We start from the raw sequence: 24,186 nt of genomic DNA on the forward strand, positions 1-24,186 counted from the left end.
AGAGCCATGTTTAGAAAGAAACTTGATAAGCTTATTCATCATCCATATATGTTTTTTTCTGACATAGGTAAGAAAAAACGTATGAATTACATTGAAACGGAGAAATATGCACAACATATCAACTATAGAGAAGATAATATGGATAATAATGTATCGGGAAAAAAAATTGATGTCTCTGTTATTGTTCCTGTATTTAATGTGGAAAAATTTCTTAATAAGTGTATAGAAAGTTTAATAAATCAAAATGATAAAAATTTGGAATTTATATTTGTCAATGACGGTTCAACTGATAAATCACTGGATATTTTATATAAGTATGCAAAATCCGATAAGAGAATCATTGTGATAAATTGCAGGAGAAATATTGGCGTCGCAGCAGCCCGTAATCTTGCCATTTCCATAGCGCATGGTTCTTTTATCGGCTTCGTGGATCCTGACGACTATGTTTCGAAAAACTACTTTGGAAGTATGTACCGTATGGCGCGTCTTCAGGATGCGGATATTGTCATGACCAATAATGTCGTACGCTTTCCCTCTAGAAGTGTAAGACATAAAAATATGGGTTTTAGAGTCAATAAAAAAATTGATGATGATGTAAAAATAAATATTATGAAAACTACAGGTGTTACATGGAATAAAATATATAATAGAAAACTTATGTTAAATAATAATATTATGTTCCCTGAAATAAAGACAATGGGAACTGATAACTATATTACTACACTTGCTTTATTTTTTGCAAAGAAAATAATAACGACGGATAAAGTTATTTATTATTACAGAGAGAATCCAAACTCCATTATTAATAAAAAGAAGGACGCCTCCTATTATCTTCTTACGGAAGTATACCACAGATGTCTGCAACGGATTTTCTATTCCAGCGAAAAGAGAGCCAAAAAGCAGGCATGGATTCAGGCAGTGACGGAGCGCGCCCTGAAGGACAGTGTTTCCAACCTGAAGAAGTTTGAAACCAATCTGGAAAAAATTGAATACATCAACAGCGTATATCAATTCTTCCCCGATGCGCGTTTTGTGGATATCGACAGGCCAGTCGTCTCGCTGACATCCTATCCCGGACGCATTGCTACGGTGGATCAGACCATACGCTCCATTCTGAATCAGGACATTCCGCCCAAAGAGGTGGTGCTCTATCTTGCGGATTCTCAGTTTCCCGAAAGAGAAGGCGGGTTGCCGTCATCGCTTACGGATCTTCTGGGCAAAGGGCTGGTCATACGATGGTGCGAGGACATGCGTTCCTACAAAAAACTCATCCCGGCTCTGAGCGACTATCCCGAGGACATCATCATCACGGCCGACGATGATGTGATATATCCCGGCAACTGGCTGCGTACTCTTCTGACCGCACACTTCAGGCAGCCTGAGGAGGTGCAGTGCCTGCGTGGAAGAAAGATTTTAATGGAGCAGGGGCATTTTCTCCCCTACAGTGAATACCGTCTTATCAAGTATGACGAACCTTCTTCCTTCTTCATTCTTCAGACAGGACTCGGCGGATGTCTGTATAAGAAGAGCATGTTGCATGAGGACGTTGCCCGCAAGGAGCTTTTCACGTCTCTTTGTGCCGACGGTGACGATATCTGGTTCTGGGCCATGGCCGTGTTGAAGGGAACGAAAATACACTGGTGCGCTCCGGGACTGAACGATCCGCTGTACATAGAAGGTACGCAGGAGAGTGGAACCTGTCTCTGGGAGCAGAACAAGCAGGGCGGCAATGACGAGCACTTTATGAAACTTGTGAATCATTATCCACAGCTTGCGGATATTGCCGATCAGGTTTTCTGAACTTCAATCAGGTCATCGAGGAGCTGTGAATGATATCTGTCGATAAAAATCTCTGCACGGGATGCACTGCCTGCTATAGCGTTTGTCCCCAAAAAGCCATTATGATGCAGTATGACGAGGAAGGGTTTTCCTTTCCCTTCGTTATCCGTTCATTGTGTGTGGACTGCGGGCTCTGTGAGCGTGTTTGTCCCATACACAACTACGAAAAGCATCCCCAGCCGGAGCTGGCCTATGCTGCCTGCAACAGGGATGTGAATGAGCGCTTCAGAAGTTCGTCGGGGTCGATTTTTTCCATCCTTGCCCGTTATGTCATGGAAAGGAAGGGCATTGTTTTCGGTGCCGCCATGGATGAGCATTTTCGTGTCGTTCATACGGGGGTGTCTCGCATGGCGGACGTTGATCGCCTGAGAATGTCCAAATACGCGCAGAGTGAACTCGGCGATGTTTTTTCGCAGGTGAAAAACTGTCTTGACACAGACAGATGGGTACTGTTCTCCGGTACTCCCTGTCAGGTTTCCGGGCTGAAGAATTTTTTGCGAAAGGATTATGAGAAGCTGTACACCGTAGATATTCTGTGCCGTGGGGTACCTTCTCCAAAACTTTTCCAGACGTATATCGAATGGCTGAAGCAGCGTTATGACTTTGATTCCATAGTGTTTCGCGACCAGAGATATGGATGGACGACGTCTTCTCCCTTTACCGTGTACCGGGGCAACACGCCGCTGCTGCAGGAGAGCTCTGGTTATAACCTATATATGAAGACGTTTGTAAGTCATTTTTCCCTGCGTCGCTCATGCTACAGCTGTGTGTATGCGTCCATGGATAGGGCGGGCGATTTCTCCATCGGGGATTTCTGGTCCATTGACGAATATGACAAGTCGCTCAATGACCACATGGGCACCTCATTCTTTTTAATAAACAGTGCAAAGGGTGAGGCCCTGAAACCCTACATAGAGGAACGCACGTCTGTACTGAAGGCATTTATATTCAAGGAGATGGAGTCCGCGCAGGGAGGGATACATGGTCCTGCCGGAACTTCCCCCTTCCGTGAACAGCTCTTCTCTCGGTTTGCCGCCGGGACCTCAGTGTTCGAGTGGATGGTCAAGAAGTTCTACAAGGTGGGCGTGCTGAATTTCTATAACGCCGATAACTTCGGAGCAGTGCTTGTGGGATTTTCCATATGCAGGATTCTGGAGAGACTCGGCTACAAGCCTGAACTTATAAATTACCGCTACAAGCCGGATGCCACATTCCAGAAATTCCGCGACAAGTATCTTCCGCAGTCCAAGTGGTGCAGAACCGCCGCCGATTTCGAAGCTCTGAACAGCAAGTACAGAATATTTCTCGTCGGCAGCGACCAGGTCTGGAAGATGTGGAATACGGAACTGTTCATGTTCCACTTCGTGCATGGCCTGAAGAACATTCTTTCCTATGCGGCAAGTTTCGCGACCGCCTCCTACAGTGGCAACATCGATCCGGGCTATGCGGGGCAGCTTCTGAGGCGATTTGACTCCATTTCCGTACGAGAACAATCCGGCGTGATCATATGTGCGAAGGAATTCGGCGTGGATGCCACCTGCGTAGTAGACCCCACGCTGCTGCTTGAGGCCGACGACTACAATGAACTTATCAAAAATTCTGAAAAGCCGCTCAAGGCGCCCAAGAGTAAATATTTCTTCATATACTACTCAAGCACGGTAAAACTGCTTGAGAAAATGCAGAAGGATGAGGGGGCGGCGGACATACTCAGAAGCCTGAAGCCCCTTGTAGGAAAAACGGGCATCACGGTTGAAGAGTGGCTATTCTACATTAAAAACGCGGAATACGTCATCGCGAATTCATATCACGGAGTTCTGTTTTCCATCATCTTTAAAAAGCAGTTCATTGTGATAACGGATGAGAAGAAAGATGACAGAATACAGAGTATTCTTTCCATTCTTGGTCTTCAGCACCGCATAGTGGAGGGAAAGGAAATACTTACGGCAGATATGTTTAACAACAGGATAGACTACAAGCAGGTGGACGAGCGCTTGAGTGAGGCGAGAAAAGCCTCTCTGCGCTTCCTGAAGGTCGCGCTGAGCAGGCCCCTCACACACAAAGAAAAAATTCTGACGCCTTCCATGAGATAGACCGCTATTCGAAAAGTCCCCGTATCCAGGAAAAACGTACATGGTACGGCGAAACGCCGTGCTGCAGAGATAAGCATATCTGGAGATCTGTATGAATATTGCCGTTGCCGGTACCGGCTACGTCGGTCTGAGCCTTTCCGTTCTTCTTGCTCAGCACAACAGCGTGAAGGCCGTGGATATCATTCCCGCCAAAGTGGAGCTCATCAATCAGAAAAAGTCCCCCATTGTGGATAAGGAAATAGAAGAATTTCTTGCCACGAAGCCGTTGAATCTTGAAGCAACCATGGATGGGGAATCAGCCTACCGCGACGCGGACCTTGTCATCATTGCCACGCCCACCAACTATGACGTTGAGCAGAACCATTTTGACACGTCATCCATCGACGCCGTGCTGAAGATAGTGGAAAAGGTCAATCCTGCCGCTACGGTGGTCATCAAGTCCACGGTACCGGTAGGATATCTGGAAGGATTGCGCAAAGTGTGGCCCGGACTGCCCAACATCCTCTTTTCGCCGGAGTTCCTGCGTGAAGGCAGGGCACTTTACGACAATCTGCATCCTTCCCGCATCATAGTAGGTACGCCGAAGGACTGTACGCCGGAGCTGAGGAAAAAGGCGAAGCGCTTTGCCGCACTGCTTCAGGAAGGCGCCATGGACGAGGACGTTCCTACTCTCATGGTGAATGCCACGGAGGCGGAATCCATCAAACTTTTCGCCAATACCTACCTCGCGCTCCGCGTGGCGTTCTTCAATGAGCTTGATACCTATGCGGAAGTGCACGGGCTGGACACGCGGCAGATTATCAGAGGCGTGGGCCTCGACCCGAGAATCGGCTCTCACTACAACAACCCTTCCTTCGGCTACGGCGGCTACTGTCTTCCCAAGGACACGCGGCAGCTCCTGGCGAACTACAAGGGTACGCCAAACGACATCATTACCGCCATCGTGGCGGCGAATAATACGCGCAAGGAGTTTATTGCTCATCAGATTCTCTCACGTTCCCCAAAAAAGGTGGGGATTTACCGCCTGACCATGAAGGCGGGCAGCGACAATTTTCGTCAGTCCGCCATTCAGGACGTTATGCGTCTGCTGCGCGGAGAGGGGGTGGAAGTCGTCATCTACGAGCCGACGCTGCATCAGGAGATGTTCCAAAACTTTCCCGTCATCCATGACCTTGAAGCGTTCAAGGCCATGTCCGACGTGATTGTGGTCAACCGCATGGCGGAGGAAGTAAGGGACTGCCTGAACAAAGTCTATACCAGAGATTTGTTTGAAAGAGATTGAGGCCAGGCCGCACAGGGGCATGGCGGAAGCGAAGGCTGTCGGGTTGAGGGGACACCATCGGGGAAATGACATTCTCCCTGTTAGAGCATTCTGTCGTCAGGCACTGGCGACAATAGTTTCAGAGTGTGCGGAAGCTGGCTTCCGCATAGGCTTTCAACATTAGTTCCCTCTGTAAAAGGATATCGCATGAACAAGGATGAATTCAAAGCTCTTCTGATACAGTCGCCCAAAGAAATTGCATTGGACGATTTGACAACGGATGATATTCACAGATTACGCATCACAGTAAGAGCTACAGCATTTGAAACATTTTTCATGCCTTCTGGGCATAAAAAGCTGTATGTGATCTTTTCTGCAGTGGGGAGGGATAGAAGGCCGTATCCCATTTTTCAGCGGGTAACGTGGTATGAATCTTTCGACGGCATGTTTCTTTGGATTGACGATCCGACTAGACATGAGACGAATATAGCACCGACGTACTACTTTGGAACAAAAGATTCCAATTATCTCGAACTGATATGCGAAATGATACATAAGTTTTTGGATATTTACGGTCTTTCCTGCAAAGACCTTGTATTCATTTCTTCATCCAATGGCGGCTTTGCGGCGCTGTGGTGTTCCAGAAAACTGTATGGCTCAACGTGTCTTGCCTTTAATCCGCAGCTTAATGTTCCACTACATTATCGGAAGGTAAGAAATAAGTTTGAACATGCACTGAGTGTCAGTTTTGATGATGAATCCTTGAGAGAACGTTTTTATATTGATAATATTGATAAAGAATCAGAGTCAAAAATATGTATTTATTCAAATGTAAAAAGTCCTTCTGATAAAATACAAATGGATGCATTTTTTCAAAAAAATGGTATTGAATATAAATATGGTCTTCAAAAAGTTAATAATATATGGGTTATAATTGCAAATATTGATGCTGTAGATACTCATCTTGCACAACCTACACCATATGTATCTAGGATTATGGAACGTCTTATGAGCGACGAATGGGGAGGAATGGAAATTTCGCCCCAAAAAATAGAAATTATTAATGCATTACTTGAAGGTATGAAAGATTATTATCTGGCTTTAAAAAATAATAAAAAACTTCAAAATCAAATTGAATTACTGAATAAGCAGAATGATGTGTGTTAATGTATTTTTATATTTATTAATTAAATTAATATGGTGATATTTTAATAAATAAAAATTAATTGATAAGGATGTATGCTTTTTATGCGACTGCTGCAGTACAGTAAAGATTTGATTTCATTGTTTTCATGATTTTAATGAAGGTGTTCTGACAGAGGTGGAATGTTATTTTTGCATTATGCGTAATACTGATTTGTTCTGTAATCATATATGTATGAACCTTTGAAAACAAAACTATGCAGCGGAACCTGCATAGTTTGGAATAATATGTTGCTAACAGGTATTAATGTTATTGAAATGTACTGACGGATGTTGTCATGAATGCTTTAAGCAGAGAGGCCGAACTGAAGACGACGTCAGCTGAAGGGCAGAAGAGTTTCCTTGCCTTCTCCCGAAAGTTTTCCCGTATCCCCCACCTTTCCGCCTTTCTCGGTGGAGAGGTGAGGCTTGCCGGAAAAGAGGGGGGAGAAGCGTGCACGGCCGTGGCAGGATGGGGGCACAAGCCTACGGCCGACAAGGCAAGACGCTATGCCGCGGCACACGGTCTGCCCTACATTGCCGTGGAAGACGGTTTTCTTCGTTCTCTGCGTCTCGGCTGTGAGGACGCGGCGCCTCTTTCTCTGGTGGTGGACTATACGGGGATTTACTATGACGCCACCGGTCCCTCGGACCTTGAAACCCTTTTAAATTCTGAGGGGTGGCAGACGCCGGAGCTCATGGCTTCCGCCCAAAAGGCACTTTCCGCCATTCTCCTTCATCATCTCAGCAAGTACAATCATGCACCCGATGCCGCACCGGGGGTTCTGGGGGCGGCAGAGCCGGGGGCTCCCCGTGTACTCATCATCGATCAGACCGTGGGGGATGCTTCGGTATCTCTCGGTCTGGCGGACGCTTCCTCTTTCATTGCCATGCTGACGGAAGCGAAAAAACGCTTCCCTCACGCGTGGCTTTATGTGAAGACGCACCCTGATGTGCTGGCCAGAAAGAAGAAAGGGTATCTCACTGAAGCGGCGAAGCACTATGGCGCCACGCTTATTGCGGAAGACGTTGCGCCGCTTTCGCTTCTTGAACAGGCGGACGTGGTGTACTGCGTCACCTCGCAGATGGGCTTTGAAGCTCTCATGCTGGGTAAGGATGTGCATTGCTTCGGCATGCCGTTCTACGCGGGTTGGGGGATCACGCATGATGCTTTGTCCTGCCCGCGGCGGACAAAGAAGTGCACGCTTCTGGAAGTATTTGCGGCCGCATACCTTCTTTACGCCAGATATGTAAATCCCATCACCGGGGAGGGCTGCGATATTCACGACACCATTGCCCGGCTTGCCGTGCAGCGGGAGAAGAATGAACAGAACCGCGGTTTTCACGCCTGTTTCGGTTATTCTTTCTGGAAGCATCCGCACGCGCGGGCTTTTTTGCAGAGTACCGGGGCTTCTTTCCGCTTTTTTAAATACTTCCATGGAGAACGGCGTGCCGTCGCCAGCGCTGCCGGACACGGTGGAGACGTAGTGGCATGGTCGTCCAGATGCGCAGACGGAATGCTGGAAGCGCTTTGTCGTGAGGCCGGGGGGCCGCTGGTACGCATGGAAGACGGCTTCATTCGCTCTGTAGGACTGGGCTCGAGTTTTCAGTATCCGTATTCGCTGGTGCTGGACAGGCGGGGCATTTATTACGACCCCACGCAGCCCAGCGACCTTGAAGTCATCCTTCAGCAATTACCGGAGCGGTCTGACTACGACGAGCTGTGTCGTAGGGCTCGGGCACTTCGCGAGTTTATCGTTCAGAATGGGCTGACCAAGTACAATGTGGGGCAGAGCACGCTTTCCCGCACGCGCTGGCCCTCGGATCGCCGGGTGCTGCTGGTGCCCGGTCAGGTGGAGGACGACGCTTCAGTGCGCCGCGGCGGCTGCGGCATCAGGGGAAATCTTGAACTGCTCAGGGAGGTGCGTCGCCGCAATCCCGGGGCGTTCATTATTTACAAGCCGCATCCCGACGTGGAAGTGAAGAACCGCAAGGGCAGGATAGACGATGCTAAGGTGCTTTGCGTGGCCGACGAGGTGGTGCGCAACGTGCGCATGGACGCGCTTCTGGCCGTGGTGGACGAGGTGCATACCCTTACGTCCCTGACCGGATTTGAGGCCCTCTTGCGCGGCGTGAAGGTCTGCGTTTACGGCGGCCCCTTTTATGCGGGCTGGGGGCTCACGGAAGATTATGCCGTGGAGCGTTCCTTCCTGTCCCGCCGCACGGCGCGCCTGACGCTGGATGAACTTACGGCGGGCGTACTTCTGCTGTACCCGAGCTATTACGACTGGCAGACGGCGAGCTTCTGCACGGCGGAGGATGTGTGTCATCGTCTGCTTCAGAGGAGCGGGCAGATGAAGAGAATGCCTGTTTTGCGTCTGTTTGATGTTCTTCGCATACAGGCAAGGAAGGTGTTCTGACATGGCGAGTTATCTTTTTCTTCAGGGGCCGCATGGACCGTTCTTCCGCCTGCTGGGACAGGAGCTTCGTAAGCGTGGGCATGAGGTGACGCGCGTGAACCTCTGCGGCGGCGACGTCCTGGACTGGCCTCGCGGCGCGTTGACCTATCACGGCCGTACCTCGGACTGGAGTTCGTGGGTGCACCGCCTCATGGAGTGCCGGAGCGTGACTGACCTGCTGGTTTTTGGCGACTGGCGGCCGCATCACCGCGAGGCTGTGCACATTGCGCGGCTGCACGGCATACGGATATGGGCCTTTGATGAAGGATATCTTCGTCCTCACTGGATAACCATGGAGCCGGGCGGGGTAAACGGCAATTCCAGCTTGCCGCACACTGCGGAGGAGGTGCGTGCTCAGGCGAAGCTTTGTCCGGCGCCATTACGCCCAGTGCCGTCCCTGAACCCTATAGGTCGCCGTCAGCTTCAGGCCGTGCTTTATGCAGGGGCATCCATCCTGTCCACTCCGTTTTTCCCGTTTTATCGTACGCATCGTCCGTACGGCCATTTGAAGGAGCTCTTCAGCGGCTGGATACCGCACTTTTTCACGCGCCGCCACCGCATGAAGCTGTCGGAAAAGGCGTTGTCGCATCTCAATGATGCGCCGTTTTTTCTTTTTCCGCTTCAGCTCGACTCCGATTCACAGGTGCGGCGCTATTCGCCGTTCAGCGGAATGAAGGAAGCCATTGCCTGGGTGATGACTTCCTTTGCCAGAGACGCGCCCAAAGAGACGCATCTTGTCATCCGCAATCATCCTCTGGACAGCGGACTCATCCGATACGACCGGTTCATCCGCAGTTTCAGCGAGGCGTGCGGCATAGAGAAGCGCGTGATTTTTGTAGAGAGCGGCAACGGCATGGACATGATACGAAAAAGCCGTGCCGTGGTGCTTTTGAACAGCACCATGGGCATGCAGGCGCTGGAGCAGGGCAAGGCGGTGTACTGCGTGGGCAAGTCCATCTACGCCATACCTGGACTTGCACAGAGCGTAGAAGACATGCCGCTTGCCCGTTTCTGGAAGGAATTTCGTGCGCCGGACATGGGACTTTTGCGGGATTTCGAGCGCATTTTGCTCTCTTTCGCGCTGGTGAACGGCAATTTTTACTTCGGCGAAGGCATGTGTATGGCCGTGCAGGGCTGTGCCGACAGGCTGGAAAAAGTACTGCATCATCGAGATCTACTGTTGCACCGGTGAGCGTTTTACCGGGAAAAAAGTTTTCCTTTACAGTAGCGGACAACTTTCGACACGGTGAGACTCGTTATGAAAAAATTCTGTTTGAGGCCATTCTGCCCGCTGTTCTCATGTTGCTTTGCCGCAGGCCGCGTCTGCTGCTGAAGAGGCCATAGGCGTGTATGTCGCTCACCGCGTCACGCTGAACGATCAGCACTTTCGCAGCAACGTGTGCGGCGAGCAGAGCCTTGACTGCGCCTATGCCACGCACGACGTGGGGGTGGGCGGCGGTCTGGCCGTGGGTGCGATTTCAGCCGCAATCTCGACATGCCCTGCCGCTGGAACTCGAATACGTCGTTTATGGTTTCGTGCCCGACAACTTCGACAGAGGCCATGCGTCCGCCATCGAGATGGAAGAATACCTGTAGACAGTGCTGTTCAACGTGTACTGTAATCTCATGACCTCACCTGTTATCAGATTACTCACTATGTGACCGCCGGCGTCGGTATGGGCATTATGAAAAGCAAGTACAGTATTTGTGGCTTCTGGATATGTATTTGGTGTCTGGGGGCTTTATACGGCCTTCAGGCCGTTAATGGAGTGAAAGCGGACAAAACAGACAAGTATTCGCTGAGAGGGTGGACCAGAAGACGGTTATATCTAAAAATTTTTTCGATAAAACGGCGTTGCTTAGCCTCCCGTTCATATCAAAAAGATGTTTTTTTTGAGGGGGGATCACCCAGGCTAGCTGACTGTTGCCGAAAAGCAATAATTATGTGGTAACGACTTCTTCTGATATGCTGTACATATTGCAATGGGGAGTTCTGACGCCGTTGTTACTAGGTTCAGGACTCATTAAATATAAAAGATGACAATGGCAGCGAGACAAATGGCCGAAAAGAACGTGTGTGCACAACGGTCATAACGCATGGCTATTCTGCGCCAATCCTTGAGTCGGCCGAACATGATTTCTATCTTGTGCCGCTGCTTATAAACCTCCTTGTCATAGACCACCGGAGTTTTTCGGCTGTGTCTGCCAGGAATACACGGCGTGATTCCTTTACGGGACAAGGCATGACGAAACCAGTCGGCATCATAGCCTCTATCCGCCAGAAGCTCCCTGGCCTGCGGCAGAGTATCAAGCAGGACAGCAGCGCCTTTGTAGTCGCTCACCTGACCGCCGGACAGATGGAAGGCCAACGGTTGACCGAAGGCATTGCAGACAGCGTGGAGTTTTGAATTCAGGCCGCCTTTTGTGCGTCCGATACATCGGGAAAGGCCCCTTTTTTCAGCAAACTTGCTGCTGTCCTGTGTGCCTTGAGATGTGTGGTATCAATCATCAAGCGTGTTGTGGAGCCGTTTTGTTCAACAAGCTCCGCAAAAATCCTGTTAAAGACACCCAATCGGCTCCAGCGGATAAAACGATTGTAGAGAGTTTTGTATGGTCCATACTCGCGCGGGGCATCTTTCCATTGCAGGCCATGCTTGATGACATAGATAATGCCGCTGACGACACGCCTGTCATCGACTCTCGGAATGCCGTGGGAACGAGGAAAGTAGCGTTTGATACGAGCAATCTGTTCATGAGAAAGATAAAAAAGTTCCTTCATGGCATCCTCCCTATGCCGACAATAAGAACTTTTTACCCTTTTGGCAATTAATGAGTCCTGAGCCTAGGTCGACATGGAAAATATCGGGGACACCAGCTATCAACCGGCCGAGGATAACTTCGGAGAACAGTTGAGCGTCCCATACGCCGAAGGGTAACATGAATGCAGGTTCGGATCGTAATGGACCTTTAGGGCTTAGTCGTTAGAGAACCTTGCAGATGCATAAGAGGAACTACCGCCAATGCTGGTCGGCCCCATTTTGTTTCTTGGTCACAAAGAGACCGGGCCTTTTCTACTGTTTTTTATCCTCCTTGTGATACATGAAAAAAGCACCTATGAAGATATCTTCATAGGTGCTTGAAATATTTGGTGCGCCTAGCAGGATTCGAACCTGCGACCCACTGCTTAGAAGGCAGTTGCTCTATCCAGCTGAGCTATAAGCGCGCTCCTTGTGTTGTAGGTAAGGATTGCCTCGCGGTCAAGCAAAATTTTTGATTACTTCTTGAACCACAGTTCGATGCGCTGGCGGAAGCAGAGACTGAAGAAGCGGATGATGAATCCTGTAAGAAATGCCGTGATGACGGTGCCTTCCCGCAGGCCGGCGATTCGTCCCAGGCAGATCCAGCCGAGCAGGGCGGCGAGCACCACCAGAGATACGTCGTTGATGACCTTGAGATTGCTGAACGGCAGCTTGAGTCGATAGGCAAGCGCCAGCACGAAGCCTTCGCCGGGAATGACCATGGTGTTGCTGGTGATTTCCAGCGTGATGTCGAAGGCCATGATGGTGCAGCCGATGAGGGTCATGACGATGCGCAGCGGCCAGGTTTCAGGAATGAGCGTGTGGGTCAGCCACATGCCGAGGTCGATGAACATGCTGAAAATGAATACGCTGGGCAGCTGAAGAAACTGTCGAGGTCGGAAGGTCCGGCCGAGCAGGGGAATCTGAGCCAGCAGCATGAGCGTGTTAACGCAGAACGTGCCCGTACCTATGGAGAAGCCGAAGATTTCGCCCACGACGTAGGGCACGCTGGAAATGGGAGTCGTGCCCAGCTGCGCGTTGGTGACCATGGCTATGCCGTTGCCCATGAAAAAAAGACTTAGCAGAAAGATTATCCAGCGCTTGCAGCGCTCCTTTGTGTGTGAAGTATTCATCCGTAATGTCGCTGAGAGAATTGTTGAAATAAATTAATATGATATTATTTTATTCAATACTGATTATAAACGCAAGCCGGTTCAAAAAGGAAGCCTGCCGAAAGGCAGGCTGTCTGGCGCGGAAGGCTTGTGCGCGTAAGAACCGAAGGGAAAGCGCTTTGCAGAACGCGCGGCGTGCGGAAGCTGCGCGTTCGTCGATTGTTTGCGCCTCTGGGAAAACTACGTTTGTTTTTGTCAGAAGTTCGGGTTGACCGCGGCTTTTCCGTCGCCGAGCATGGCGTGTACGTACTGCACGGTCCGCTCGTCCACCGGCACGATGGGAAAGCTGTTGCGGCATGAACCGCAGGTCACGGTCATGGGTTGTACGGGGGACACCAGCACCACTTCATTCTGGCAGTACGGGCAGACATAGACAAAGAGCAGCGCCATGCTTTCGGGCTTTACCGGTTCGCTGTAGGTCATACCATTCTCCGTGAACGATTCCAGAAAAGCGGGCCGGACAAGGCGTCTGGCCCGGTATGTCAGACAAGCAGATTGTCGCCGGTCATTTCCGCCGGGACGGGTATGCCCCAGAGCGTGAGCAGCGTGGGCATGATGTCGCCGAGCTTGCCGTTTTTGACGGGATGCGTCTTGCCGTTTTCCACAATAAGAAGCGGCGTCTGATTCAGGGTGTGGGCCGTCTGCGGACGTCCTTCCTCGTCTATCATTTTTTCCACGTTGCCGTGATCGGCCGTGATGCACAGTATGCCGCCGCGGTCCATGACGGCCTTTTCGATGCGGGTCACACAGGCGTCCACGGTTTCGCAGGCTTTGATGGCGGCTTCAAGCACGCCGGTATGGCCCACCATGTCGGGATTGGCGAGATTGCACACCACAAAGTCGTACTTGTCGCTGTTCCAGGCCGCAATGAGCTTGTCGGTGACTTCTTCGGCGCTCATCTGGGGCTTGAGGTCGTAGGTGGCCACGTCGCGGGGAGATTCGACAAGAATGCGGTCTTCGTTTTCAAAGGGGGCTTCGCGTCCGCCGCTGAAAAAGTAGGTGACGTGGGCGTATTTTTCCGTTTCCGCGATGCGCAGCTGATGCAGGCCCATGTCGGCGACGATTTCGCCCATGGTCTTGTCGAGGTTGTGCTTGGAAAACGCCACGGGCGCGGTGAGCGTGGCCTCGTAGGAGGTCATGGAGGCGACGGCCGCCATGTCGGGCATGACGCCGCGGTCGAATCCGGTGAAGTCGGAATCCGTGAGCGCGCGCACCAGTTCGCGGCCGCGGTCGGCGCGGAAGTTGAAGCAGAAGACGCCGTCGCCGTCGCGGATGACGGATTCGGCGGGATCAAGCAGAATGCGGGGCTTGATGAATTCGTCGGTTTCGCCTTCGGCGTAGGCGGCGCGCAGGGCTTCCTGCGCGTTCTCGACGCGCTGACCCTGACCGTGAACCATCATGTTCCAGGCCTGTTCCACGCGTTCCCAGTGCTTGTCGCGATCCATCGCGTAAAAGCGGCCCACCATGTCGGCCAGGCGCGCGCCCGTTTTTTCAAGCTCGGGCTGCAGACGGGTCACATAGTCGATGCCGGAGCAGGGCGGGGTGTCGCGGCCGTCGAGAAAGGCGTGGACAAGCGCGGGCACGCCTTCGCGCTGCGCAAGTTCCAGAAGCGCGAACAGATGATTGATGTGACTGTGGACGCCGCCGTCGGAGAGCAGACCGCAGAAATGAATGCGGCCTCCGCGGGCGCGGACGCGTTCGCACATGTCGAGCAGCACGGGATTGCGGAACAGTTCTCCGCTTTCCACGGCCATGTCGATGCGGGTCATGTCCTGATACACGATGCGGCCGGCGCCGATGTTCAGGTGCCCCACTTCCGAATTGCCGATGAATCCGGAGGGAAGCCCCACCTGACGACCGGAGGCGTCCAGACGGCCCAGGCCGGGCATGGCGAGCAGGCGGTCAAGCGTGGGGGTATGAGCAAGGCTGGCGGCGTTTCCCGGTCCGGCGGGAGCCAGACCGTAGCCGTCGAGGATGAGAAAAAGGGTAGGTTTCACTACGGGCATCAATTGTTCTCCTTTCCTTCCGCTGCTGTGGCGGGCAGCGCTTCGGCGCCGGACCAGAGGGCCTCAAGATGGTATAGTTCCCTGACCGGCTCCTGAAAAATGTGGACGATGATGTCGTTGAGGTCCACGAGAACCCACTGTCCTTCCTGATAGCCTTCGGTGCGCAGGATCTCGAATTTCTCCTTCTTGCACATTTCCGAAAGACCGTCGGCAAGACTGCGCGCGTGACGCGCGGAGGAGGCCGAGGCTATGATGACGATGTCGGCCAGCGGGTTGCCTTCAGGAAGCCGGAATACGGACAGATCGCGTGCCTTGTGTTCGGCCAGCCACTGCTGAATGACGGGGGCCTTTTCGGAGGCGGGAAGCGTGGAATATTTTTTTTCTTTGGTCATGGTAGCCCTCAATATGCTCGGTATAATCTATAGGAATGGGGCGTAAGCATACATCAATCGCCGTTGGAGCGCAAATGTGCCCGGGGGCTCTTCCCTTTTGGGGCTGGGCCCGGTATGCACACGGCAGAAGGAGCGAGTTATGGTTGATTTTCATATCGTGATTGCCCGGGGCGTTCCCGGAGCGGGACTGGACGCCGCATCGGCCCTGCGGTACGCCGCGCTGGCGGGTCTGCGCTTCGTGGGACTGGTCATGCCGAGCGGCGGCGACAATTTTTCCGAGCTGGAGACGCTGGCGGCACAGGTGCGTCGGCTCAGTCTTTACGCCAATGTGGAGGCACGGACGGGCGTGGAACTTCGTCACGTGCCCCCGGCGCTTCTTCCGACCGTGACGGCGGAGGCGAGAAAGGCTGGTGCGGAAATCGTGCTTGCCTACGGCGAGACGCTCGGCGACCAGGTGGAGGAGGGCTCCAACATGGCGGCCGTGGAGGCGGGAGTGGATATTCTGACGCATCCCGGGCTCATCGACGCCGAAACAGCGGCGTTTGCCGCGGAGCGGGGCGTCGCCCTGGAGTTCACCTCATCGCCGAAGCACGCGTTGACCAACGCGCATACGGCAGGCATGGCTCTGCGTTTCGGCTGTCCTCTGGTGCGGGGGAGCGGAGCCGTCTGCGCGGTGGAAATGACGCCAAGGTCGTTCTGGCCACAGATCATCAAGGGGGCGGATGTGTTCGGACAGCAGGATGGAAAAAGTAATTTGTTGAAATTGTTGGAAAATAGTGAGTGTACGCTCGTGCGGAAATGTATGACGATCAAACATCGGTGAAGAAAAAAATAAAAAAAAACGTCAGGAAACGCTTGACGACCGTCCCTCATCCTGCTAATTACACACCTCGCCGAGAGACGAAATGCTCATGTAGCTCAGTTGGTAGAGCGCATCCTTGGTAAGGATGAGGTCATCAGTTCAATTCTGATCATGAGCTCCATTCTTCTCATACTCGGTGCTAGAGTCGGGATGTAGCGCAGTCTGGGAGCGCACTTGAATGGGGTTCAAGGGGTCGCTAGTTCAAATCTAGTCATCCCGACCAGAATTTCAGGGAGCTGTGATGGTGAGTCACGGCTCCCTTTTCTGTTAAATTCTTCCCGTGCAGGCTTCTCTTCCCGTCGTGCCGTCTTTTCTCGTGCCGCAGGGGATTCTCAGCGTCATCTCGTTCCTTGCTCCCGCGGGCGTATCTTGCCCTGTTTGTCTTTTTCTGCGCTTTCTTGTTCGGAGTCAGTCGCAGCTACAGGAAAGGGAGGAGAGGGTGGCGGAAAATGTTTGGGGCTTTTTCACGATGCTCGAAACGATTCAGCCGCACGAAGGGCTGCTGCACCAAAAGGTCGGAGCACCGAGAGACGCGGCTTTCGGCAATCAGGTGTTGGCGTCGCCGGACATGCCGTCCCCACAGGCGAAACATGATTCCCGATGGTTTCGACGCATCCGAGCTGTGACGGCGAGCACGCTGCGGCATGGATCGATACGATTGCTTTCTGGCGTTTCCTCTTTGACTGTATCTTTATTTTTCTGCATGCTTTTTATAAGCAGGACCGCCAAAGAATCCTGTGTCTGATCGGCATTATTCATAAAAATAAACAGTAAGCACAAAGTGTTGATAAAAAAGTTCTGTTGCGGGCATGGTGAAAGATTACACAAAGTGCTTTGCAGCATGCGTGCCGCAGCCGCGTTGCCGCTGCCGGACCACGCGTCACAACGTATGGACAAATTTTATTAATTTTGACGGGAGATTTACTTGCCTAGCGGCGTGAAAATGGGCAAAATACCTTGCTGACGCTGTAATACCCGGCATGCGTAGAACCGTATGCCGGAATTTTATCGTCCAAGGAGTGCATATGTCGAAACCCCAACAGCCCGTCGGGGCTATGAACCGCTTCCTCAACGCCGTGGAAGCCGCAGGCAACAAACTGCCGCACATCACCATGCTTTTCATCTATGCTCTGGTGATAGCCATTATCTTGTCTTTCCTTCTGTCGTTCGTCTCGTTTGACTACAAGCATCCGAGCACGGGGGAAACCATTCGCGTTCTCAACATGCTCAGTCCGAAGAATCTGCTGGATCTCGTGGTTTCCTCGGTCAAGAACTTCATGAACTTCCCGCCGCTCGGCATGACCATCGTGGCCACCATGGGCATAGGCATTGCCGAAGGCAGCGGATTCATTCATGTGCTGCTCAAAAAGCTGCTCAGCATCATTCCTCGAAAGATCCTCACCCCCGCCGTCATCGTCGTCTCCATTCTCTGCCACATCGTGTCCGACTCCGCCTATGTGGTGCTGATGCCTGTTTCCGCCCTGATTTTCTATTCCTGCGGACGTCATCCTCTGGCGGGCATCGCCTGCTCCTTCGCAGGACTCGCCGGCGGATTCACGGCAAGCTATACGCCTTCCATCATCGACCCCGTCATGCAGAGCTTCACGCAGGCTGCCGCGCAGACTCTGGATCCGACGTATTCCGTCAACGTGCTGTGCAACTACTTCTTCGCTCTGGGCGGCACGTTCTTCGTCATCGCCGCGTGCTGGTATGTCACGGATAAGATCGTCGAGCCCCGTCTGCGCATGACCATGCCCCTCGACAGCGGTCTGGAAAACGATCCCGATCTGCAGCTGAATCCCATCAGCCCCGAGGAACAGCGCGCCTTCCGTCGCGCCTGCCTCACCTGGCTGGCCTTCATTCTGCTGTTCTTCGCCATGTGCTGGCCGGAACATTCCCTGTTCCGTGCCCCCGACGGCAGCCTGACCAGTCCCAAGGCACCTGCCATGCAGGCCATTGTTCCCCTGCTGTTCCTGTTCTTCGCCGTTCCCGGTCTGGTGTACGGCTATGCTTCCGGTGCGTTCAAGAACAGCACGGACGTCATCAAGTCCATGGAACACGTGCTGACCATGCTCCTGTCCTTCATCGTGTTCGCGTTTTTTGCCGCGCAGTTCCTGTACGTGTTCGGCAAGTCCAATATCGGCACGCTGCTCGCCATTGCCGGCGCAGAGTTCCTGAAGAACATGGGCCTGCCTTCGGGCATGACCCTGTTCGGCATCATTCTGCTGACCGGCATGCTGAACATCCTTATCACGTCGGCCACGTCGAAGTGGGCCATCCTGTCCACCATTTTCGTGCCCATGCTCATGATGCTGGGCATTTCTCCCGAACTCACCCAGGCCGCGTTCCGCGTAAGCGACTCCGCCGTGAACGTGTCCACGCCGCTGTTCCCGTTCTATCCGCTGCTCATCATGTACTGCCAGAAGTACGCCAAGGCCACGGGCGTGGGCACGCTCTGCTCCATGATGCTCCCCTATACGGTAGCGCTGCTCGTGGTGCTCACTTTCGTGCTGTACATGTACTGGATGATAGGCATTCCGCTGGGCTTTGACAGCGGCTATGTGTATCCTCCCGTCAAGTAAACTCTCTTGCATCAAGAAGGCAAAAGTCATGAAACATGAATACGCCGACGAACTGACGGAACGTTTTTTGCGTTATGTCGCCGTTCCTTCCGAAAGCAATCCCGCCGCAGGCGTGGTTCCGAGCACGGAAGGACAGCGCGAACTGGCCCGTCTTCTGGCAGGCGAACTTCAGGCCATGGGGCTTGAAGACATCGAGATCGATGAACATTCCATCCTGACCGCCAAACTGCCGGGCAACGTGTCCGGCGCTCCGGCCGTGGGCTTTGTCGCGCATCTCGACACCGTGCCCGTGTCGCTTTCTCCCGAAGTGCATCCCCAGATGCTGCATTATGAGGGCGGAGACGTCTGCCTGAACGCCGAAAAGGATATTTGGCTGCGTCTTGCCGAACATCCCGAACTCGCGGACTACGCGGGTCAGGACATCATCTTCACCGACGGCACCAGCGTGCTCGGCGCGGACAACAAGGCCGCCATCGCCAACGTGATGACCATGCTGCACGTGCTCTCTTCCGGCGACAGACCGCACGGAGAAATCCGCGTGGCCTTCGTGCCGGATGAGGAAATCGGTCTTTGCGGCTCCAAGCTGATGGATCTGAACAAGTTCAAGGTTGATTTTGCCTACACCATCGACTGCTGCGCCGTGGGCGAACTCGTGTATGAAACGTTCAATGCCGGCAGCGTTCTCTTTGAGATTGAAGGCGTGACGGCGCATCCCATGTCCGCCAAGGGCGTGCTTGTCAATCCGCTGCTCGTGGCTACCGACATCATCAACTGCTTCGACCGCAAGCAGACGCCCGAGCACACCGACGGCAAGGAAGGCTACTGGTGGTTTACCGGCATGGAATCCAACAGCAGCCGCTGCACCCTGCACATGAACATTCGCGACTTCGACAAGAAGTGCTACGAAGCCCGCAAGAAGTACGTGCAGGACGTGGTGGACTTCACGCGCATCCGTCACAAGAGAGCCAAGATCAAGGTGACGTTTACGGACGTGTACGGCAACATTGTGGAATCGCTCGGCGAAGACAGAGCGCCCATCGACCTCATGTACGAAGCCGCGCACGAGATCGGCGTGGAGCCGAAGACCATCGCCATGCGCGGCGGCACCGACGGTTCCGCCCTGTCCGCCAAGGGCCTTGTGACCCCCAACTATTTCACCGGCGGGTTGAACTTCCATTCCAATGCGGAATTTCTGCCCGTTCCGTCTTTGTGCAAGTCTCTTGAGATGACGCTCAAGATTCTGGAGCTTGCAGCGAAGAAATCCGCCTGCTGATTTCCGTTGACAGCATGATGAAAAGCGCCTCGCGTCCTTGTCGGCCGGGGCGTTTTTTTCATGCCCGGAGAACTTCCGACCGGCGAGTCGAATGTGGAGGGGAAGGGCAGCGGCTTGACAAAGACGCCTCACCCGGCGCGAAGGTCGGCAATCTGTCTTGAAAAAGGATCCGGGAACGGCAAAGGGCGGGAACGCGCGGCGCGGAGGAAAGGTGCGTCGATCTGCGTCAACGATGGCGAGCTTCTGTTTCGGTCGCCCGCCGCAGGCAGAGGGCAGGTGACCGTTTGGAGTTGCAGGGATGATGTTCGATGCGTGGCGGTCCCGGTTTCCGGCGGTTAAACGAGAGCCGGCGGCGGAGATGTTCCGTCGCCGGATCGATTCGTGAAAGCGATATTTTGCCGTTAGCGCTCGCGGGAAGAGCAGCAGCTGGTCTGACAGGCGGCGGGAGCCTTGCTGAAGTGGATGAGGCAGAGCATGACGCCCATGAGGATGAGGGCGGTGCCTATCCAGAAGGAGAGGGACACGGCTTCGCCCAGGAAGAGAATGCCGAGAATGGTGGCAGTGAGCGGCTGAACCGGATAGAAGGCGGAGCATGTTCCGGCTTCTATGAGGGACAGGCTTTCATTCCAGAGCAGGTGGGCGACGCAGGTGCACATGACGGCCATGTACAGCAGCGAAGCCGCGACTCCGGCGTCCCAGACGGCGGGCGTGTGCATGAGTTCCACGGCGGAGGCGGGCAGCGTGAACACAAGGGCGACGCCCATGCTCCAGGCGGTGATGATGAGAGGATGGTATTTGTGTCCGATCTTGCGGATGATGATGGACACGTACGACCACAGGAGCACGGAAATGAGGGAAAGGATGATGCCCGTCATCATGTCGCTGCCGTGAACGCCGCCGATGATGAAGTACACGCCGACGATGCCGAGAGCAAGGCCGATGACCTTCTGGATGGTGAGGCGCTCATGCAGGAAGATGGCCGCCATGATCATGATGACGATGGGATTCAGGGAATTGACGAGCGCGGCGAAGGAGGCGTTGGAAAACTTGGTGCCCAGAAGCTGGAGCACCAGAGCCACGAAGTAGCCGAAGAAACCGATCATGAAGATGTATTTGTAGTCCTGACGCTCAACGGGCCTGAATTTCTTTATGCGTATGAGCACGAGGAGCAGCAGGAAGGAAATGGCGTACCGCACGAGGGAAACCGTAAAGGGCGGCACCTTGTCGAGCACGTATTTGCTCACGACGTAGAGACTGCCCCACAGAAAGAAGGTGAGGAACAGGTAGAGGTAGACTAGTCTTTCATGCAATGTTTTCATGGGACACTCCGGGGCGGGAAAAGCCGGTCAGCTTTTCTCGTCGACAAGGGAAAGGTTTTTCCAGTTTCCGCGACGGAAACGGACGATGAATATACCGGCTCTGCACAGTTCGTCGGCGCTCATGGCCACCCATACGCCGATGATGCCGAGCCCCAGAACACTGCCGAGAAGCCATGAACCGCAAACGGCCACGGCCCAGCAGAAAATGATGGCCAGCGTGGTGGGAAAAATGACGTCGCCGCAGGTCTGCAGAGCGCGCACCATGACGATGTTGATGGCGCGGCCGATTTCCAGCGCAATATCGATGAGCATGACGGTGCGGCAGAGGCGAATGACGTCGGCATTGTCGGTCAGCAGGCCGAAAATGGTGTTCGCGAACAGCGCGATGGCGACGGAAATGGTGATGGACGCCGCGCAGGAGACCACGGTCACCCAGACCACGAGTTCTTCGGCTTCCTGATGGCGTTTGGCGCCGAGCGCCCGGCCGAGCAGAATCTGCATGGCCTGGGAAATGGCCGAAGTGAACAGGTACGAGCACATGGCGAGCATGGTGGCGTAGGTTTTCACCACGGCTTCCATGGTGCTGAACGTGTTGATGATGGCCAGAATGACGATCTGACTGAAGGAATAGGAAATGGACTCTCCGCAGGAGGGAAGGCCGATTTTGAGTATTTTGAGCAGTTCCGAGCGGCGGCAGCGGAAGAGCTGCGTTATGGAGAGGTTGAGGCGCAGATATTTTCTGACCTCATAAAAAAGGATGAGGGCGCCCATGAGGCGGGAGATCACGGAGGGAATGGCGACGGCCACGGCGCCCTGCATGCCGAATCCCCAGAGAAAGAGAGCGTTGCCGCTGATGTTGATGATGTTGAAGAGAAAGGCCACGAAAAGGCACTGCTTCATGTAGGTGTTGCTGCGCAGATAGGCGCTCAGCGACAGCATGACGGCCTGAAGGAAGAGGCCGCTTCCCGTGATGCGCAGATAGATGACCGCTTCGTCCATGATTTCCGGCTGAACGTGGATGGCGGAAAGCACGGGCCTTGCGAGCACGGCGAGCAGCACGCCGATGGAGAGGCTGACGGTCAGATTGAAGTAGAAGGAAAGCACATAGACCTGCTGTTCCTTTTCCTTGTTGTGCGCGCCCTTGTACTGACTGATGAGGATGAGGGACGCCGCGGAGAGCACGGACAGGCTGACGGCCAGCATGTCGAGAATGGTGTTGGCCTGATTGATGGCCGTGGCGCTGTAGTCGTTGCCGACCATGATTTTGTCCACGTTGCCCACGAGAAGCTGCAGCACGAGTTCCAGAAAGATGGGCAGGGTCAGTCTCAGGAGCAGGCGGATGTCGATATGTTGTTTCTGAAGCCGGAACATGGAACGTATGGGATGCGGTGAAAGGGGCGGGGTGTCCTCTGGCGGAGTGTGCCTTGCCGGAACAGGGGCGGTGTCTCAGGCTTTGGAGTCCGGGCGCAGCCCGCGGTCAATCTGCTCCGGAAGGCTGAGCTTGTAAAGAACAATGGGGCGACAAAACGTCGGATGGAGATCGGCAGGACTGCCGAAGTCAGTTCAGAGTCCCGTTGCCACGGCGATGATCATGACGACGACGGCCATGAGCGTCCACAGAAGAAAGAGCGGAAGAACCCATCCCGTCCACCTGCGGTAATCGAGGCCCGCCATGGCGATGCTGGCCATCATGGTGCCGTTGGTGGGAAAGATGACGTTCGAGAGCCCGTCGCCGAGCTGGAAGGCCAGCACGGCGGTCTGACGGGAAATGTCCACGACGTCGGAAAGCGGAGCCATGATGGGCATGACCACGGCGGCCTGCCCCGATCCCGAGGGAACGAAAAAGTTGAAGAGAAGGTTGAAGATGAACATGACCGGAGCCACGAGCACGCTGTGCAGGCTGTTCAGCGCGACGGCCATGCCGTAGATGATGGAGTGGAGGATATGCCCTTCGCTCAGCACGACGGAAATGCCGGTGGCAAGGCCGATGAGCATGGCGGAAAAGGTCATCTGCCTGGCTCCCTGAAGAAATCCGGCGACAAAGCCGTTCATGCCCATGCCGGTGACGAGGGCGCAGAACATGGCCACGAGCATCATGATGCCCGCCATGTAGTTCATGCCCCAGTGCCAGGAGAGGGAGCCCCATACATAGATGCCGAGTCCCGCCACGAGACCGAGCAGGGCGAGCGCGTGACGGCCGTTGAACGCCGGAGTGTCGTTTTGGGGCGCTTCGGGTGCGGCGGAAGCCGGTTCTTCATGAGGCGCGCGGCCGATTCTGCGGGCGTAGCGCACGATGAACAGCATGGTGGGCAGCAGAAAGACCAGCCACACGACGCTGCGGAAGCCGAATCCCGAGAGCATGGGCAGACCGGCGATCTGCTGGGCGATCTGCACGGTCATGGCGCACACGGGGCTGGTGGCGTAACCGCCGTAGGCCGCAAGAAACATGATAGCCACGCCCGTGATGTGGTCGGCGCCGAGCCTGCGGGCAAGAATGACGCCGATGGGAATGGTGGCCACGACGGGATTTGCCATGACGCCGGAGGCTCCGAGAATGCTCATGATGACGATGACGGCGGGCAGAATAAGGAAGGAGCGGGTTCCCAGCCTTCCGACCAGCCAGCTTATGAAGGCGTCCACGGAGTTGCTGGCGATGAGCACCTGAAAGTAGCCGCCCACGAGAAAGGTGAACACGATGATGGGACCGGCCTTGCCATGCCGGAGAATACGGCGTCCACCAGTCCCCAGGGAGAAACGCCCTGCTGGGGAATGGCGTGATAGGTGGCCGGATCAAGGAGTTTTGTGCCGGTGATGAGATCGTATTGTCCCGCGGGAATGACGTGGGTCAGCGCGGCGGCGAGGATCATCATGGCAAAAACGATGACCAGCGAGTTGGGAAACTGAAATTTTTTTGCGGAAGTGTTCATGGCGGGATCGTCGATAGTCGGCGG

At 54.0% G+C, this 24,186-nt stretch carries 20 protein-coding genes and 3 tRNA genes; 12 read left to right on the plus strand and 11 right to left on the minus strand.

Annotation, left to right across the window (positions count from 1 at the left end; genetic code table 11):
* The first annotated feature begins 6 nt into the window (after nt 1-6).
* The 7 genes from ABGT79_RS12955 to ABGT79_RS12985 all read left to right on the plus strand — a co-directional run bounded on the left by ABGT79_RS12955 (nt 7) and on the right by ABGT79_RS12985 (nt 10,427).
* Entirely contained in the window at nt 7-1,800 is a 1,794-nt protein-coding gene (locus ABGT79_RS12955) for a glycosyltransferase (RefSeq protein ID WP_346666528.1), read from the plus strand.
* Nucleotides 1,801-1,829: 29 nt separating this feature from the next.
* On the plus strand, nt 1,830-3,929 hold the full coding sequence (locus tag ABGT79_RS12960) for a polysaccharide pyruvyl transferase family protein (RefSeq protein WP_346666529.1): 2,100 nt from the start codon (nt 1,830-1,832) through the stop codon (nt 3,927-3,929).
* A 91-nt stretch (nt 3,930-4,020) separates the two neighbouring features.
* Nucleotides 4,021-5,211 carry a nucleotide sugar dehydrogenase gene (locus ABGT79_RS12965; protein WP_346666530.1) on the plus strand — a complete coding sequence of 397 codons (1,191 nt, stop codon included), beginning with the start codon at nt 4,021-4,023 and terminating at the stop codon, nt 5,209-5,211.
* Nucleotides 5,212-5,397: 186 nt separating this feature from the next.
* Nucleotides 5,398-6,357, plus strand: coding sequence for a hypothetical protein (locus ABGT79_RS12970; RefSeq protein WP_346666531.1), 960 nt, complete (start codon nt 5,398-5,400; stop codon nt 6,355-6,357).
* A 314-nt stretch (nt 6,358-6,671) separates the two neighbouring features.
* A complete protein-coding gene (locus ABGT79_RS12975) occupies nt 6,672-8,792 on the plus strand; it encodes a capsular polysaccharide biosynthesis protein (protein WP_346666532.1) in 2,121 nt (706 codons plus the stop codon).
* 1 nt (nt 8,793) lies between these two features.
* The gene (locus ABGT79_RS12980) at nt 8,794-10,023 is read left to right on the plus strand and encodes a capsular biosynthesis protein (protein WP_346666533.1); all 1,230 of its coding nucleotides are present in this window, start codon (nt 8,794-8,796) and stop codon (nt 10,021-10,023) included.
* Nucleotides 10,024-10,301: 278 nt separating this feature from the next.
* A complete protein-coding gene (locus ABGT79_RS12985) occupies nt 10,302-10,427 on the plus strand; it encodes a hypothetical protein (protein ID WP_346666534.1) in 126 nt (41 codons plus the stop codon).
* A gap of 428 nt (nt 10,428-10,855) precedes the next feature.
* On the opposite strand, the gene ABGT79_RS12990 is transcribed toward ABGT79_RS12985, so the two are convergent.
* The 6 genes from ABGT79_RS12990 to rsfS form a co-directional block, all read right to left on the minus strand.
* Nucleotides 10,856-11,610 (minus strand): IS5 family transposase gene (locus tag ABGT79_RS12990; RefSeq protein ID WP_346664755.1). Its coding sequence is split into 2 segments (ribosomal slippage): nt 10,856-11,277 and nt 11,277-11,610, totalling 756 coding nucleotides; the frame shifts between segments, so codons are not numbered across the junction.
* Between the two features lie 367 nt (nt 11,611-11,977).
* Nucleotides 11,978-12,054 (minus strand) — tRNA-Arg (locus tag ABGT79_RS12995).
* A gap of 51 nt (nt 12,055-12,105) precedes the next feature.
* Entirely contained in the window at nt 12,106-12,762 is a 657-nt protein-coding gene (locus ABGT79_RS13000; RefSeq protein ID WP_346666535.1) for a DUF6198 family protein, read from the minus strand.
* A 234-nt stretch (nt 12,763-12,996) separates the two neighbouring features.
* The gene (locus ABGT79_RS13005; RefSeq protein ID WP_346666536.1) at nt 12,997-13,224 is read right to left on the minus strand and encodes a hypothetical protein; all 228 of its coding nucleotides are present in this window, start codon (nt 13,222-13,224) and stop codon (nt 12,997-12,999) included.
* Nucleotides 13,225-13,283: 59 nt separating this feature from the next.
* Nucleotides 13,284-14,807 carry a 2,3-bisphosphoglycerate-independent phosphoglycerate mutase gene (gene gpmI, locus ABGT79_RS13010; RefSeq protein ID WP_346666537.1) on the minus strand — a complete coding sequence of 508 codons (1,524 nt, stop codon included), beginning with the start codon at nt 14,805-14,807 and terminating at the stop codon, nt 13,284-13,286.
* Nucleotides 14,807-15,199: a ribosome silencing factor gene (gene rsfS / locus ABGT79_RS13015; RefSeq protein ID WP_346666538.1), complete on the minus strand. Its 393-nt coding sequence runs from the start codon at nt 15,197-15,199 to the stop codon at nt 14,807-14,809. Before rsfS ends, gpmI begins: the two co-directional genes overlap by 1 nt.
* A 139-nt stretch (nt 15,200-15,338) precedes the next feature.
* Here rsfS and ABGT79_RS13020 point away from each other — a divergent pair, with 139 nt between their 5' ends.
* The 3 genes from ABGT79_RS13020 (at nt 15,339) to ABGT79_RS13030 (ending at nt 16,284) form a co-directional block, all read left to right on the plus strand.
* A complete protein-coding gene (locus ABGT79_RS13020) occupies nt 15,339-16,022 on the plus strand; it encodes a histidinol phosphate phosphatase domain-containing protein (RefSeq protein ID WP_346666539.1) in 684 nt (227 codons plus the stop codon).
* An 84-nt stretch (nt 16,023-16,106) separates the two neighbouring features.
* Nucleotides 16,107-16,182, plus strand: a tRNA-Thr gene (locus ABGT79_RS13025).
* Nucleotides 16,183-16,207: 25 nt separating this feature from the next.
* Nucleotides 16,208-16,284: transfer RNA gene (locus ABGT79_RS13030), tRNA-Pro, on the plus strand.
* Between the two features lie 323 nt (nt 16,285-16,607).
* Here ABGT79_RS13030 and ABGT79_RS13035 read toward each other — a convergent pair.
* Entirely contained in the window at nt 16,608-16,958 is a 351-nt protein-coding gene (locus ABGT79_RS13035) for a hypothetical protein (protein ID WP_346666540.1), read from the minus strand.
* Nucleotides 16,959-17,086: 128 nt separating this feature from the next.
* On the opposite strand from ABGT79_RS13035, the gene ABGT79_RS13040 reads away from it, so the two are divergent.
* Entirely contained in the window at nt 17,087-18,643 is a 1,557-nt protein-coding gene (locus ABGT79_RS13040; RefSeq protein WP_346666541.1) for an AbgT family transporter, read from the plus strand.
* 28 nt (nt 18,644-18,671) lie between these two features.
* Nucleotides 18,672-19,916 carry a peptidase T gene (gene pepT / locus ABGT79_RS13045; protein WP_294485730.1) on the plus strand — a complete coding sequence of 415 codons (1,245 nt, stop codon included), beginning with the start codon at nt 18,672-18,674 and terminating at the stop codon, nt 19,914-19,916.
* Between the two features lie 401 nt (nt 19,917-20,317).
* Here pepT and ABGT79_RS13050 read toward each other — a convergent pair whose 3' ends face one another.
* The 4 genes from ABGT79_RS13050 to ABGT79_RS13065 form a co-directional block, all read right to left on the minus strand.
* The gene (locus ABGT79_RS13050) at nt 20,318-21,235 is read right to left on the minus strand and encodes a DMT family transporter (protein ID WP_346666542.1); all 918 of its coding nucleotides are present in this window, start codon (nt 21,233-21,235) and stop codon (nt 20,318-20,320) included.
* Between the two features lie 27 nt (nt 21,236-21,262).
* Nucleotides 21,263-22,606: an MATE family efflux transporter gene (locus ABGT79_RS13055; protein ID WP_346666543.1), complete on the minus strand. Its 1,344-nt coding sequence runs from the start codon at nt 22,604-22,606 to the stop codon at nt 21,263-21,265.
* A 192-nt stretch (nt 22,607-22,798) separates the two neighbouring features.
* Nucleotides 22,799-23,929 carry a Na+/H+ antiporter NhaC family protein gene (locus ABGT79_RS13060; RefSeq protein ID WP_346666544.1) on the minus strand — a complete coding sequence of 377 codons (1,131 nt, stop codon included), beginning with the start codon at nt 23,927-23,929 and terminating at the stop codon, nt 22,799-22,801.
* Nucleotides 23,860-24,162, minus strand: a complete 303-nt coding sequence (locus tag ABGT79_RS13065) for a hypothetical protein (protein WP_346666545.1) — start codon at nt 24,160-24,162, stop codon at nt 23,860-23,862. Before ABGT79_RS13065 ends, ABGT79_RS13060 begins: the two co-directional genes overlap by 70 nt.
* Nucleotides 24,163-24,186: the final 24 nt, after the last annotated feature.

The sequence above is a fragment of the uncultured Mailhella sp. genome (assembly GCF_963931295.1).
GTDB lineage: Bacteria > Desulfobacterota > Desulfovibrionia > Desulfovibrionales > Desulfovibrionaceae > Mailhella.

What these genes read in the sequence shown, in the direction of transcription:
- ABGT79_RS12955 (WP_346666528.1), top strand. Translation starts at nt 7, where the DNA reads ATGTTTAGAAAGAAACTTGATAAGCTTATTCATCATCCATATATGTTT.
- ABGT79_RS12960 (WP_346666529.1), top strand. Translation starts at nt 1,830, where the DNA reads ATGATATCTGTCGATAAAAATCTCTGCACGGGATGCACTGCCTGCTAT.
- ABGT79_RS12965 (WP_346666530.1), top strand. Translation starts at nt 4,021, where the DNA reads ATGAATATTGCCGTTGCCGGTACCGGCTACGTCGGTCTGAGCCTTTCC.
- ABGT79_RS12970 (WP_346666531.1), top strand. Translation starts at nt 5,398, where the DNA reads ATGAACAAGGATGAATTCAAAGCTCTTCTGATACAGTCGCCCAAAGAA.
- ABGT79_RS12975 (WP_346666532.1), top strand. Translation starts at nt 6,672, where the DNA reads ATGAATGCTTTAAGCAGAGAGGCCGAACTGAAGACGACGTCAGCTGAA.
- ABGT79_RS12980 (WP_346666533.1), top strand. Translation starts at nt 8,794, where the DNA reads ATGGCGAGTTATCTTTTTCTTCAGGGGCCGCATGGACCGTTCTTCCGC.
- ABGT79_RS13000 (WP_346666535.1), bottom strand. Translation starts at nt 12,762, where the DNA reads ATGAATACTTCACACACAAAGGAGCGCTGCAAGCGCTGGATAATCTTT.
- ABGT79_RS13005 (WP_346666536.1), bottom strand. Translation starts at nt 13,224, where the DNA reads ATGACCTACAGCGAACCGGTAAAGCCCGAAAGCATGGCGCTGCTCTTT.
- gpmI (WP_346666537.1), bottom strand. Translation starts at nt 14,807, where the DNA reads ATGCCCGTAGTGAAACCTACCCTTTTTCTCATCCTCGACGGCTACGGT.
- rsfS (WP_346666538.1), bottom strand. Translation starts at nt 15,199, where the DNA reads ATGACCAAAGAAAAAAAATATTCCACGCTTCCCGCCTCCGAAAAGGCC.
- ABGT79_RS13020 (WP_346666539.1), top strand. Translation starts at nt 15,339, where the DNA reads ATGGTTGATTTTCATATCGTGATTGCCCGGGGCGTTCCCGGAGCGGGA.
- ABGT79_RS13040 (WP_346666541.1), top strand. Translation starts at nt 17,087, where the DNA reads ATGTCGAAACCCCAACAGCCCGTCGGGGCTATGAACCGCTTCCTCAAC.
- pepT (WP_294485730.1), top strand. Translation starts at nt 18,672, where the DNA reads ATGAAACATGAATACGCCGACGAACTGACGGAACGTTTTTTGCGTTAT.
- ABGT79_RS13050 (WP_346666542.1), bottom strand. Translation starts at nt 21,235, where the DNA reads ATGAAAACATTGCATGAAAGACTAGTCTACCTCTACCTGTTCCTCACC.
- ABGT79_RS13055 (WP_346666543.1), bottom strand. Translation starts at nt 22,606, where the DNA reads ATGTTCCGGCTTCAGAAACAACATATCGACATCCGCCTGCTCCTGAGA.
- ABGT79_RS13065 (WP_346666545.1), bottom strand. Translation starts at nt 24,162, where the DNA reads ATGAACACTTCCGCAAAAAAATTTCAGTTTCCCAACTCGCTGGTCATC.